Annotated in this window: 11 protein-coding genes; 4 read left to right on the top strand and 7 right to left on the bottom strand. The window is 61.3% G+C overall.

Going from position 1 to position 12,270, the window contains the following annotated elements; genetic code table 11:
• Positions 1-65: 65 nt before the first annotated feature.
• From EOW68_RS08115 to EOW68_RS08105, 3 genes are all read right to left on the bottom strand, one after another.
• Positions 66-2,849: an HsdM family class I SAM-dependent methyltransferase gene (locus tag EOW68_RS08115; protein WP_128224663.1), complete on the bottom strand. Its 2,784-nt coding sequence runs from the start codon at positions 2,847-2,849 to the stop codon at positions 66-68.
• 73 nt (positions 2,850-2,922) lie between these two features.
• On the bottom strand, positions 2,923-3,405 hold the full coding sequence (locus EOW68_RS08110) for a 50S ribosomal protein L11 (protein WP_128224662.1): 483 nt from the start codon (positions 3,403-3,405) through the stop codon (positions 2,923-2,925).
• A gap of 71 nt (positions 3,406-3,476) precedes the next feature.
• Positions 3,477-3,677: a VNG_1110C family protein gene (locus EOW68_RS08105; RefSeq protein WP_128224661.1), complete on the bottom strand. Its 201-nt coding sequence runs from the start codon at positions 3,675-3,677 to the stop codon at positions 3,477-3,479.
• A 113-nt stretch (positions 3,678-3,790) separates the two neighbouring features.
• On the opposite strand from EOW68_RS08105, the gene EOW68_RS08100 reads away from it, so the two are divergent.
• On the top strand, positions 3,791-4,243 hold the full coding sequence (locus tag EOW68_RS08100) for a universal stress protein (RefSeq protein WP_128224660.1): 453 nt from the start codon (positions 3,791-3,793) through the stop codon (positions 4,241-4,243).
• A 144-nt stretch (positions 4,244-4,387) separates the two neighbouring features.
• The gene (locus tag EOW68_RS08095; protein WP_128224659.1) at positions 4,388-4,654 is read left to right on the top strand and encodes a hypothetical protein; all 267 of its coding nucleotides are present in this window, start codon (positions 4,388-4,390) and stop codon (positions 4,652-4,654) included.
• 2 nt (positions 4,655-4,656) lie between these two features.
• On the opposite strand, the gene rnhB is transcribed toward EOW68_RS08095, so the two are convergent.
• The 3 genes from rnhB to EOW68_RS08080 are packed head-to-tail and all read right to left on the bottom strand — an operon-like array spanning position 4,657 to position 8,671.
• A complete protein-coding gene (gene rnhB / locus EOW68_RS08090; protein WP_128224658.1) occupies positions 4,657-5,292 on the bottom strand; it encodes a ribonuclease HII in 636 nt (211 codons plus the stop codon).
• A 24-nt stretch (positions 5,293-5,316) separates the two neighbouring features.
• Positions 5,317-7,353: a gluzincin family metallopeptidase gene (locus EOW68_RS08085; protein ID WP_128224657.1), complete on the bottom strand. Its 2,037-nt coding sequence runs from the start codon at positions 7,351-7,353 to the stop codon at positions 5,317-5,319.
• A 37-nt stretch (positions 7,354-7,390) separates the two neighbouring features.
• Positions 7,391-8,671: a tRNA pseudouridine(54/55) synthase Pus10 gene (locus tag EOW68_RS08080; RefSeq protein WP_128224656.1), complete on the bottom strand. Its 1,281-nt coding sequence runs from the start codon at positions 8,669-8,671 to the stop codon at positions 7,391-7,393.
• Between the two features lie 260 nt (positions 8,672-8,931).
• Here EOW68_RS08080 and EOW68_RS08075 point away from each other — a divergent pair, with 260 nt between their 5' ends.
• Positions 8,932-9,855: a sulfite exporter TauE/SafE family protein gene (locus EOW68_RS08075; RefSeq protein ID WP_128224655.1), complete on the top strand. Its 924-nt coding sequence runs from the start codon at positions 8,932-8,934 to the stop codon at positions 9,853-9,855.
• Positions 9,856-9,949: 94 nt separating this feature from the next.
• Positions 9,950-11,179, top strand: a complete 1,230-nt coding sequence (locus EOW68_RS08070) for a PQQ-dependent sugar dehydrogenase (RefSeq protein ID WP_128224654.1) — start codon at positions 9,950-9,952, stop codon at positions 11,177-11,179.
• Positions 11,180-11,204: 25 nt separating this feature from the next.
• Here the strand turns inward: EOW68_RS08070 and EOW68_RS08065 are convergent, their stop codons facing one another.
• Positions 11,205-11,654: a DUF2062 domain-containing protein gene (locus EOW68_RS08065; RefSeq protein ID WP_128224653.1), complete on the bottom strand. Its 450-nt coding sequence runs from the start codon at positions 11,652-11,654 to the stop codon at positions 11,205-11,207.
• Between the last annotated feature and the right edge of the window lie 616 nt (positions 11,655-12,270).

Genomic DNA, 12,270 nt, shown 5'->3' with positions numbered 1-12,270 from the left:
CAGACGTCTGTTCCAGCAGAAACCTGCCGCTACGAGTTGCTATCTCCGGAAGTTTGTCCAGAGAGTCACTCGAAGGTGAGTTCGAGAGTGCTCTCGACTGTCGCGATGTCGTACTCCGGCGGTTCGTCAACCCGGCGGATGCGTTTCAGCGCTTGCGACAGTTCCTGTAGCTCCGCGACGGCAACCCCGAGATCGAGCGCCTCGATGACGGCCCGGTCGATCCCGTCCCGGCCCGACTGGTCACCATCGGCGAGTCGCTCGACCCCTTCGGTGATCGCCGCTGCCTGCTCGGCGGAGAGTATCTCCGGATCGGGAACACAGAACGTTTCGAGATCACTGCCGGAGAGGTTGATCGCGCCGCCGCCGGTGACCCGGCCGTGGCTCTCGACGACGATCTGTGAGAGGCTGCTGTTCAACAGGCCGAGCAACAGGGTCTCGTCGACGGTCGGTGCCGGATCGACCAGCAAGAAGCGGTTACTCGGCACCACTGCACAGTCAGTCCGGAACAAAAATCGGCGCGTGTCCATCGCCTGTGGGCAGACGATGGGAGCGGTCTCGCCGGCGAGCGACCCCATGTCGAACCACGGCTCGTTGGCCTCGAGTGAGCTATTTTTCCGGGCGGGCTGGTCTGCGGCCCACGAGAGATACGAGCAGACACCGTCGTATCCCTCCTCGCGGAGCGCGGCTCTGACAGCCGTCGCGGTGGGATCGTCCACGTCCAGACTGGTGACATAGCCGCCGAGATCCAGCAGCCAGCGCTCGGCATCGCTGGCCGTGTACTCGAAGCCATCGACTGCACGGACACTTTTGATCGCCGGCCGGCAGAAGCGGTCGTCGATCCCGTGGGTTTCGATCGTCGCCCCGTCGAGGACGAAGATCGGATTCGCACCGGTTTTCACGCCGCGAGTGATCGTCGCCAGTTCCGACAACGAGCAGACGTCGTCGCGTTCGGAGAGGGCGAGATACAGCGCAGGGGCAGTGAGATAGGGCTGCAGTTTCTGTCCGAGTCGCTCGACGAGCGTCGACTGCCGGACCACGACGGTTCGGGATTCAGGGGTTGTCTCGACTGTCAGCGAGCTGTCGTCGGGAATCTCGTAGTCGGAATTGATTATCTCTAGCACTGTGTCCGGCGAGCACGGTTCTGTGAGACGAACGAAGTTCGTGTTCGTGGCCAGCCGTTCCGATTCGCTCTCCCGTCGTTCTGCCAGCAGCAACACCGTGTCGACGAGCGCGTCCTCGAACAGGCGCGTCGGAAAGCCGACGACCGCCTCGACGCTGTATCGGTCGAACAGAAACTGCTGGAAGGAGGGGCCGTAATCGGCAGTCAGCCACTTCGTCGGAACGATCCACGCGAGTCGCCCACCCTCGTCCAGAAACTGCGTCGCGTGGGAAAGAAAGTAACAGTACAGATCGGATCGCCGGTCGAGCAGTGGCGCACCCGCTGTCGAAGACGCGTCGGGATCGAACGCCGCGAGATGAGCGCGAAAGTGCGCTCGCTGGGCAGAGATATCTTCCTGGCGCACGTACGGAGGGTTGGCGACAGTCGCATCGAACCGCCCGAGGGTCGTCGACCCGGACGCACCGTCGAAGCCAACCCGCCGATCAACGGACTGGGGAGTGTCCGGATCGGTTCCCGGATCGAGGTCGAAAAAGTCGGCGTTGGCGGTGGAGAGACCCGTCGCCGAGCTACCTGTCGTCCGGAGTCGAAGATTCAGTGCGGTCAACTGGAGTGGAAACGCCTGGATATCTACGGCGGTAACGCCGTCGGCTGGGGCCGAGTCGCTGGCGGGTCCGAGTTCACCGAGCCGTCTGGACGCCGGTACGGTGAGCGCTCCCGGCCCACTGCAGGGATCGAGCACCCGATCCTCGGCCGACTGGATCGCCCACCCGGCGAGGATGGTCCCAATCTTCTCGGGTGTGTAGAACTGGCCGAGTGAGTCCCGCTCCGACTGTGAATGGAGTTGCTCGTACAACCGGCGCAGGATATCGGGATCGGCGCTGCCGATCGGTTCCCGTCCGAGACTTTCGATGAAGCTGTGCCATCGGCAGCGGGTTCGCTCGTCGTCGGGGATCGCCTGCAGGAACACGGAGTCGATTCGGAAGATCGCGTCGTAGCCGTACTCCGTGACAGCGGATTCGAACTGGTCCGCGAACTGGTCGTCGATTCGCGAGGGAGGACAGCCTTCGATCAGCGGATCGAGTGATCCGTCCACTTGCCGGAGCAGTTCGTAACAGAGAATCCGATTGATGCGAAGATACGCGTACTGCTTGGCCGCGATCCGGACTGTCCGGGTCACATCCGGCAGTTCGGAAGGGTACTGATTGTCGTGTGCCCACGCAGCGAACAGGTTCTGAAATTGCTCGTCAGAGTGAATCCGCGTCTCGATACGGTCTTGGTACACCGAGACGAGACTCCAGTGAAAACTCTGCAGACGACCGAGCAGAAACGCCTCGAATGGTTCGGTCTTCCAGCCATCGCCTGCCACGCTTTCGTCGAGAACTGCCGGCACGACGGTATCGAGCGCACTGTCGTGCAGGTCGTAGTGACGGCGGTCGAGATCCGCCGGCGCTGTCCTCGAACCGTCGGTCCGAAAGACGAACAGATCGTTCGCATTCGCGGTGGCGAATAGCTCCGCGTCGTATTCGCGGGCGCGGCTGTGAGCGCGCTGGACCAGATCTGGTGTGTGGGGGTCAGTGTCGACAGTCGTCCCAACGAGAAGAAAATCGGCGCTGTCGGAACGGAGAAGCAGTGTGTCAGACTGGTCCGGACTGTCCACGATGTCGACGGCAGATTCGTCGGCGGACCACTCGAGGAGTGGCTCGAACAGTTGTGACGCCGCCGCGGACATAGCTCTATCCAGAGAAGCCAGTCGTATTAAGCTTCGTCACGTGTCGGCAATGCCACACAGCCCCGAAGCCGTGCTATGCTTCGGCAGCGAAGATATCGTCGTACTCGCCGTCGTCGATACGCTCTTTGAACTCGCGTGGGTCGTTGCCTTCGATAGTGACACCGAGAGTAACGCAGGTGCCGACGACCTCTTTGGTCGCATTTTTCAGATCGTAGGAGAGCAGGTCAGTCTGTTTCTGCTCGGCGATCTGTCGGACCTGATCGACGGAGAGATCCGCGACGAAGTTCTCCTGGGGTTCGCCACTGCCGGTCTCGAAGCCAGCCTCGTCTTTGATCAGTTCCGCCGTCGGCGGAACACCGACCTCGATCTCGAAGGAGCCGTCCTCCTCGTAGGTGACCGTGACGGGCACTTCCGTGCCGTCGAATGCTTCGGTCTGGTCGTTGATCTGCTGTACCACAGCCTGGACGTCCACGGGTGTCGGGCCGAGCTCCGGGCCCAGTGGCGGCCCCGGGTCAACCTGCCCGCCAGGGACGAGCACTTCGATCGTATCAGCCATACCAGTTACTCCGTCGGCGTGGGTTTAAGAATTCCTTTTCGCGGCCAGAGTAAAACGGCCCCCAGACACCCCTACGCGACCGCAATCCCGTTTCGAGCCAGAAAATCGCTGACACTTTTGATTTCGACTGGACTCCCGATGATTCGAACCTGCGTCTCCTCCCGTCTGACCGTGACGGTAAACCGTTCTTCCAGATCCCCCCTGAGTCCGGAAAGAGAGTCACCCGGTAGCAGGATCTGCGTGCTGTTACGCAGTCGAGCTACATCTGTCATCATCGTATGTTGGGTAGTGTCTTCGTATAGGTGTGTCGAAACTGCCACAGAGAGCAGCACATATCAACAGGGATACAAAATGATTCAACCCTCGGGGGAGATAAAGACGGCCTATGGGCTCACGGATACTGCTACCGGTAGACCAGTCGGACCAGGCCATCGCCGCCTGTGATCTGGCGATCGAGCTGTTCGAAGACGGAACGATCGTGTTGTTGCACGTCATCGATCCGGCCGAGGCGAGTTTCAGCGCCGAAACGGCGATTCCGAACATCCCGGACAGCTGGTACGAGCGGGAAAAAGAGCGGGCCGACGAACAGTTCGCGGAACTGGAAAGCCAGGCATCGGCGGCCGGTGTCGACACCGAACGGCTCGTCGAGGTCGGCAAGCCCGCACAGACCATCGTCGAGATGGCGACCGAGACGGATATCGACCACGTCGTGATGGGAAGCCACGGACGGCAGGGAGTCTCCCGACTGCTGCTCGGTAGCGTCGCAGAAAACGTCGTTCGACGGTCGCCAGTCCCCGTCACCGTCGCCCGGAGTGACCCCGAGGAGACGGAGACGTAGGCGTCGGTCACAGCCAGTGGGGGTCACTCCGCACTCGGCGAGTTCTCTGGACCACACCGGGGAGAGTGATATAAAGATTCCGGCGATTATCGGCGAGTTAGATTCGAAGGTAAGTTTTTGCAGACTGGTATTAGAGTAATCGCCATGGAAAATCCACTTCCACGGACACCGGAAGGGATCGTCGTCAGCACGGTCATGCTGTTCGTGTTCGTCTGGCAGACGAAAAGCGCATTACTGCTCGCCGGGATCGAGGTCGATTCGATGGTCCACCTGTGGGTGATGCTGTCGACGCTGGCCTTCTATCTTGTATTCGTCGTCGTTGCGATCGGAGCGACGGAGGCTCAGCTAGCAGAGTCACGCGAACCCGGCGGGACGACCGAGTCACAGACTACCACAGAGATGACACAGTAGGATCAAAAATCGGTCAGTGAGGACTGATCGACCGCGTTGAGAACGTCCTGACTCGTTTGCCAGGACCTGCGGGCACAGGCCGGCAGCCGACCGTGTTCTTCGACGAACGATTCCAGAAATGTCCGGGTCGTCGGATCGCTCGGATAGCCACTGCCCACCTCGCCGTAGTCGGCTGCGAGTTCGTCGACGTGGCGCTCCCTGGCGACTTTCGCGAGAATACTCGCTGCGCCGACGATCCGGTAGCTCTCGTCGGCCCCGTGTTCGGCACGGAGATCGAGTTCGTAGTCGATCTGTTTTCCCACCCGGCGTTCGAATCGGACGGCGTTGGTGTCACAGGCGTCCACGTAGCCAGCACCACCGGCCTCGGCCACGGCAGAGACAGCCTCGGCGTGGCCAGCGACGGTCAGCCCGTTCATATCCGTCTCGGGGTCGTCGATCCGCTCGACGGGGATTTCGACGACTTCGGTGGCCGCGGCCTGCTCTCGGATCGCTGCCGCGAGTGCCTGGCGCTTTGCCGACGCGATCGATTTCGAGTCCCCGACGTCGTCGGGCAGTTCGGTGGGCTCTGCTCGGACGGCGGCGACGAACATCGAGCCAAGCACTGGCCCCTTGCCGGCCTCGTCGGCACCGAAGTGCATACGACGAGTGGTAGACGGGGGAAGTTAAGTATGCTTCTCTCCGGCACGGCTGGCGAGCAAGCCGAGGAAGACGACCACCGTGACCGCGACGGCCACGCCGAAGCCAGGTCCGATCGCGTCGTCGCCTTGCTGTGTGTCTGACTCGTCGGACCCAGTACTCGAATCGTCCGCCTGCGGATCGGATGGGCCAGTACTGGTATTTCCATCGTCGGGTTCGGTCTGGTCGGTCGGCTCGGCTTCCGTGACCGAAATCGAACGACTCGCTGTCCCGGTCCGGCCGTCGACGGTGACGACAGCAACGGAGAGGTTGTACTCCCCGGCCGACCCGAACGTGTACTCGATCGCCCGATCGGTCGAGGTGGCCTGCTCGCTACCGACTGTGAACTCGTACTGTTCGATCCGGTCGTCCCCGATGTTACTGTCGGCGACGAGTTCGACGGGGTCACCCGCTGCGACAGTGGCAGGACTCTCCAGCGTCGCTTCGACAGCAGGGAGTTCTTCGAAGGAGACGATTGCGCTGTCGCCCTGGCCACTCATATCCTCGACCGAGAGATCGACAGTCGCCTCGTCAGGGACCGCCGCCTCGACAGTGATCGTGGCGGTCTGCGTCTCCCCGGATTCGATGTGTTCGAACACCCAGCCATCCGCGACCTCGCTCACTGTGCCGTCGGCCGAGATTAGCTCGATAGCCGCCGAACTCTCGGCCGCGAGTCGGGGTGCGAGACTCGTCTCGGAGCCCGTATTTTCGATAGTCAACGGAATCTCGGTCAGACCGTTCGGATCGAATTCGACGTCGTCGAGGTGGATTTCTGGGGCTGCACCGTCGTTTGGCCCGTCGTAGACGACCGGCGAGGGAACGTCGATGTCGGGCGGTGTCGACCGGACGTACGCCTCGAAGAATCCACCGAGATCGCGTCCTGCAGCGTCCGAAGAGATCGATTCGAAACGATCGGCGGAAATCTCGCCGTCGTATTCGTTTTTCGCCCGGAGAACGTCCAGAAGTGTGTTCGCACTGTTCTCACGGATGACGCCGTCGAGTGCAGCGAGCACCATCGCACCCTGTTCGTAGTCACCGTCCGTCCCGACCCAGCTACTCCGATCCGCGAGGACGACGTCGTCGTACTCCGTCCCGCGGTCGAGCCGTTCCCGAAACTCGTGGTACTGGATATCGCCCTGTGTGAGCGCCAGCAGCGAACCGTAGTACTCCGCACCGCCCTCGATCGTCCACGCGACGGCGTCTGTCGGTCGGTACTGCTGTCGCGTGTGTGCGAACTCGTGGTGGAGGACGGTCTCCGGTGGAAGCGTCTCGTCGTGGAGCCAGAAATCACCCCCGACCGAGAGCCCGCCCAGCCGGAGCGGCGAGGTGACGACGAAGGCCGTGACATCACCGTCGGTCCCGGCGGTGAACCCCGCCGAGAGCTGTTCGAGTGTCCGTCCGAGCTCGTCGATGTCCGCCTGCGACCCTGGATCGGCGGGGTCGCTGACGACGACATCGATCCCGTTGTCGAACCCGTAGCGGTCGTAGCCCCCGAAGTAGACGATGCCATCACCGGCGATCCCCTCGCTCTCACCAGCGACAGTTACCCAGTCGATTTCGATATCGTCGAGATCGGACTCCAGTGCAACGGGTCGAATCTCCGTTCTCGGGAGTGCGTTGGTACCAATGATCGCCCACTCGCCGGTGTCGACAGATGCGAGACCGTCGTTGCGCGAATCCGATCGGTTCGCCTCGATACCGAACTCGAAGGAAGGACTCTCGGTCTGTTCGTCCCACTCGTAGACGTTCGGCTCACCGGTCGGTTCGAACCCGTCCACACTGGTTGGCTCCTCACCGGAGAGAACCGACACGGTGAGTTCTCGCGTTTTCTCACCGATATGATAGCTGTATCTTGCTCGCAACTCTCCGGTGTCGGTGTTCTCCGCTGTCACCGTTCGAACCTCGATGACATCGTACTCGTCGGTCTGCTCGCCGTGTTCGGCCCCAGCGATCCCGACCGAACCGGCCGAAAGCACCACTGCGAAAAGGACGACGGCAACGACAACACGAACTCGTCTGTTCACAGGCCAGTTCTGGGCTCGATTAAAATAGGTGTACTGGCTACTCGCGGAAGTATTCCGGCTGTTCGAACGACTCCGCTTCGCCCTCGACGGAAAGGACGTCGAGTGCAGTGACGGTCGCTCCGACGCCGAGTGTCCCCGCGAGACTCGGTTCGGTTCGGCCCTCGTCGCTGCTGACGAGTTCTTTGACGTAGAGTCCGCCCTCGCCGTGGACGGTGAGTGTCGCCGTCCGGTCGTCTTCGAGTTCACCCTCGATATCGTAGACTTCACGTGTGCGCGTCTTCGCAGCCCGCCGGTGTGAGACGCGTTGCGGGGTGTCCTGGTAGATCGTCGCGCCGTCGAGTTCGTCGAGTGCATCGTCGAACGCCGCCTGGTCGACTGCCTCGTCGAGGGCGACGTCCATCCGGTAGGTCTTGCTCGCATCGTGTTCCTTGACGCGTTCGACCATCTCGTGGGTCGCGAGTCGGAGCCCCTCGACCTCGGCCTTGCCGTCGGCAAAGTCGTTGATCTCGGCTTCGAGTTCGTCGGGGTCGACGTTCCGGCGCCGTGGCTCTTTGACCTCGATGACGAACGGACGGCCGGTCCCGAGCATCAGCGCGTCGACGTCCTCGCGGCCAGCGCCGTGGAAGGTGCTCTCGGTGCCGTCCATCGCCTCCTCGACGACCGGTGCAGTCAGCTGCTCGACGCTCTCGTCGTAGCGGAACCCGGTGCCATCACAGCCACTGCATTTCTCGTCGCGGTCGATCCCGGTGCCGTTACAGTCCCGGCAGGGCCATTTCGTCTGGGGAATGTCGCGTTCGAGTTTCCGATACCGGCCGTAGACGAACGCCGAGTTGACCTGCAGTTCGATCTCGTCGGTCGCCAGATCACAGAGCAAGAGGACGTCCGGCCGTCCGAAATCGACCTCGGTGCCGGTCGCCTCGCCGAACCGTTTGCCGACCTCGCGGTTGAACTCGCTTTTCATGAGTTCGCCAGCCTCGGGCTCCAGGCCGACGTCCTCGCGCAGCAGTCGGTCGTTCTCTTCGAGCAGCGGTGGCACCTTCGTCCCGATCTGGTAGCTGTCGAACTCGTAGCCGTGGACCATCCCGACAGCCTGGTCTGCCCACCACTCGAAACGGTCACACTCCTCTTCACAGACCCAACAGTCCCCCTCGTGGGGTTCGAAATCCGTGTCGTCGGCGAGCGCGACGGTCGTCCGTAGTCCAGCTCCACGGTCCCGATTCGAGAGCCCAAAACTTCGGTCGGCGACCAGCCGGCCGAGGCAGGGATCACAGATCGGGCCGGAAGAAAGCGCCCCGCGAGCGATCTCCAGTATCTCCATTATCCGAGGGTTGTCCCCACCGCGTAATTCCCTTTCGGAGCAGTTCGAAAGAACAGCACAGGAGACAGAATCTACAATTGCCGCTATCTATGACGGTTCGGGAGCTTCGAAATAGATGGTTTGCGGTCGTACAGTCGAAGATACCGAGATGGGGGCAGTCTTGAACCCGCCCAGATAGCCGTAGATATCGCCGTCACAGGGACACAGATAGGTTACACTCCCGAAACAGTTACAGGCGCAGTTATCTCTGCGCGCAAGTAATGAGTTCACCCGAATCCAGAATCGACGCCGGACAGTTCGTCACGAATCTCTTCGAGTTTCAGTATCGCGAGGTGATGATGGTGTTCGCGACGCTCACAGTGCTCTCGTGTTCAGTCGTCTTCTTTCCGGGCTTCGACAGCCTCGACAGGGGCCTCGAGTCCGAGATCTCGCTGGGGCTGCTCGGGGGGTTCGTACTCGTAGCGATCACGGCCGGGGTCGTCAAGGGGATGGTCGGATTCGGCTACGCGCTCATCACGACGCCGATATTCGCGACGGTGATCGATCCGACAGTTGCCGTCGTCGTCCTGGCGATTCCACCGTGGATGCTCAACATGTTCCAGATCGGCGAGACCGATACCGGACTCGCGTTCATCCGGGAGGAGTGGCTCCTGCTGCTTACCGCCGTCGTCGGGACGATCATCGGAGTCGGGTTTCTCGCCGAGTACAGCACCGGCCCGATCGTTCCCTTCCTCATCGGGCTCGTCATTCTCGCGTACGTGGTCTTCCAGCTCATCCAGGATTTCGTCGTGGTCGAACGGACACACAACCCCGTCGCACTGAGTGTCGCCGGCTTCCTCCAGGGGTTTTTGCTCTCGGTTGCCAATCTCGGCCCGCTCCTCCCGACGTACTTCCACACCTTCGAGCGGGATACCGAGCGCTACATCGGCGGACTCTCGATGGTTCTCGGAACGATATTTACGGTTCGGATCGTCCAGATGGCGCTGTTTACTGATCTGCTGACGACGTACCGCCTGTGGCTCGGCTCGGTCATCGCTGTCGTCACGATCGTCGGCCTGCTCGTGGGAAGCTACCTGCGACGGCTCGAGGTAGACGAGGAGAAATTCAACTGGTTCGTCGTCGCCCTCCTGTTCGTCATCTCGCTCAACATCTTCCGGAACACTGTGCCGGCACTCTTCTTTTGATCGTGCCGTCCGGAGTGGTCTCCTACGTTGCAGATCGGGTCCCGACACAGAACGTTCATTTCGACGAACACTCTAGAAGCGATCAGTGCCCCCGATGACCGCTTCAGACAGACTCCACCGACGAGCGTTCCTGAAACTGAGTACAGCAACGGGATGTATCGGCGTTGCGGGCTGTCTCGAATCCCGGGGTGAGAATGGAGAGTCCGGAGACGGCGAGCAACCGGAACAGTCAGCGGACGACGAGCACGGGACGGCAGCGTTCGAACTCGACGAACTGACACGGACGGTGAGTTACCCGTGGGGGATGGCGTTTCTCGACGAATCGGCACTGCTCGTCACGGAAAAAGCCGGCGGTCTGAAACTGCTCGACACCGAGGCTGGTGCTGTCGAATCGATCGACGGCACGCCCGAGGTCTACGATGCTGGCCAGGGTGGACTCCTCGACGTTGCTGTCCACCCCGACTTCCCCGACCCATCCTGGATATATCTGACCTACGCCGCGAGAAACGACGCCGGCGAGACGGCGACACACCTCGGTCGGGGCCGCCTCGATCGCGAGGGAGGGACACTCGGGGCGTTCGAGCAGATTCACGTCGCAGAGCCGTACGTCGATTCGACCGGCCACTACGGCTCCAGAGTGGTCTTCGGCGAGGACGGGATGGTGTATATGACCGTCGGTGACCGGCAGTTCAAGAACTTCGGCCCGGACCACGTCGCACAGGACAGGACGAACGAACTGGGGACGACGCTGCGACTCGAACCCGACGGAACGATCCCGGAGGACAACCCCTTCGTCGACGATCCCGATACTGTGGACTCGATTTTCAGCTACGGTCACCGGAACGCACAGGGGATGACCGTCCACCCCGAGACCGGCGCACTCTGGCAGAGCGAACACGGCGAGCGCGACGGCGACGAGATCAACATCGTGGAAGCGGGCGAGAACTACGGCTGGCCGATCGCAGACGAGGCCTGTGAGTACGGCACCGACGAGCGGGTCGCCGTCGGCCACGCCGAGCGCGACGACGTGACAGCACCAGTGTACTACTGGGAGTGTGGTAGCGGTGGTTTCCCGCCCGCCGGGACAACCTTCTACGACGGTGCGGCCTTCCCGGCGTGGCAGGGCGATCTGTTCGTCGGTAACCTGGCCGGCAGCTATCTCGGCCGGTTCACCGTCGACGGCCGGGATGTCACCGAAGTCGATCCGCTGCTGGCCGAGGAAAACTGGCGGATCCGTGACGTGGCTGTCGCGCCGGATTCGGGCCACCTGTACGTCGCTGTGGACACGGCCGAAGGACCGATCGTCCGGCTCACGCCCGAGTGAATCAGTCGAAAAACCAGCCGGACCGTTAACTGCGACGTCGTCTGGTTGCGTGGACACCGTACAGCGCAACGGCGTATCCGGCCGCCGCGAGTCCGGCCGCAAAGAGCAGATTACCGAGGAAGAGTCGGACGAGAACGTCGGTGCCGGCAGACAGCGAGACATCACTGGCTGATACGCCGGGAATCGGACCGAGAATTGTCGCCCCGAGCCCGAAACTGACCACGTAGACAGTCCCTTTCGCGAGTGGGTTCAGAATCATCACCGCGGCAAGCAACGCCATCCGGTTGATCCAGTCGTACCGGTATCCGATCGCTCCGAGCAAGAGGACACTCACACCGAGATTGGGCAGCGCCATCAGAAAGATGCCAAGCGAGAGGCTCATCGCGGTCTGGTGTGGTGGAAACTCCTGTGTGAATGCACGTCGGAGTCGCGCCTGGAGCCGTCTACTGTACTCTCCAGGCGAAACGAGATTCATCGTAGAACAGCATTGGACTGGGGACTAATGAACGCTTGGGCCGAAAAGAACGAAAAAAACGGCTCTGTTGAAATCCTCAACCGGTGATATGTTCTTGGAGCCGTGCTGAATACAGAGCGCGAGTCTTGCACGTCGCAAACCGAGAATCGGGGTCGTCTGATTCGGTCAGTACAGGGTTTTGAGTGAACACAATTGTTTTTTGATTTCACTCGATAGCTTTGTTCATGAGCCGCGCCACTTCAACCGAGGTCTCACCACAACAGAAATTGATTATAACGGGGATACTGGGGGTACAGGGTGTCGTGTTGCTCGGTTTCGGAGCCGCTCGAGCGGACACAGCCAGTATTGCTATTGGTGGTGGAGCATTAATGATTGCTCTGGCAATATACTCAGCGATGGGGGAAACGTGGCAGTAAGCACACGCAGTGAGCAGCCGATCCATTCGAGAAAGCGTAGAATGAAGATGTGAGCCGTGCTGACTTGATCCTCTGAGGGCACCGTAGAAAGGGGTGTTCCGCCGGGAACACCCCGCCCCAATCACCAGTGAATATTACACCGGAAGCGAGCCGTCACCACAGAAGATCTAGCTGACAGCGACAAACAGAATTGTCTGCCC

Origin of the sequence: Halovenus amylolytica, from assembly GCA_004015825.1 — an archaeon.
Lineage (GTDB): Archaea > Halobacteriota > Halobacteria > Halobacteriales > Haloarculaceae > Halovenus > Halovenus amylolytica.
Note: the sequence above shows the minus strand (reverse complement) of the source record. Positions and strands in the feature narration are given on the sequence as shown.

Bases quoted from the DNA above. Each gene is read 5' to 3' on its own strand.
- EOW68_RS08065 (WP_128224653.1), bottom strand. From the start codon at position 11,654: ATGAATCTCGTTTCGCCTGGAGAGTACAGTAGACGGCTCCAGGCGCGA.
- EOW68_RS08100 (WP_128224660.1), top strand. From the start codon at position 3,791: ATGGGCTCACGGATACTGCTACCGGTAGACCAGTCGGACCAGGCCATC.
- EOW68_RS08080 (WP_128224656.1), bottom strand. From the start codon at position 8,671: ATGGAGATACTGGAGATCGCTCGCGGGGCGCTTTCTTCCGGCCCGATC.
- rnhB (WP_128224658.1), bottom strand. From the start codon at position 5,292: ATGCACTTCGGTGCCGACGAGGCCGGCAAGGGGCCAGTGCTTGGCTCG.
- EOW68_RS08075 (WP_128224655.1), top strand. From the start codon at position 8,932: ATGAGTTCACCCGAATCCAGAATCGACGCCGGACAGTTCGTCACGAAT.
- EOW68_RS08110 (WP_128224662.1), bottom strand. From the start codon at position 3,405: ATGGCTGATACGATCGAAGTGCTCGTCCCTGGCGGGCAGGTTGACCCG.
- EOW68_RS08105 (WP_128224661.1), bottom strand. From the start codon at position 3,677: ATGACAGATGTAGCTCGACTGCGTAACAGCACGCAGATCCTGCTACCG.
- EOW68_RS08115 (WP_128224663.1), bottom strand. From the start codon at position 2,849: ATGTCCGCGGCGGCGTCACAACTGTTCGAGCCACTCCTCGAGTGGTCC.
- EOW68_RS08070 (WP_128224654.1), top strand. From the start codon at position 9,950: ATGACCGCTTCAGACAGACTCCACCGACGAGCGTTCCTGAAACTGAGT.
- EOW68_RS08095 (WP_128224659.1), top strand. From the start codon at position 4,388: ATGGAAAATCCACTTCCACGGACACCGGAAGGGATCGTCGTCAGCACG.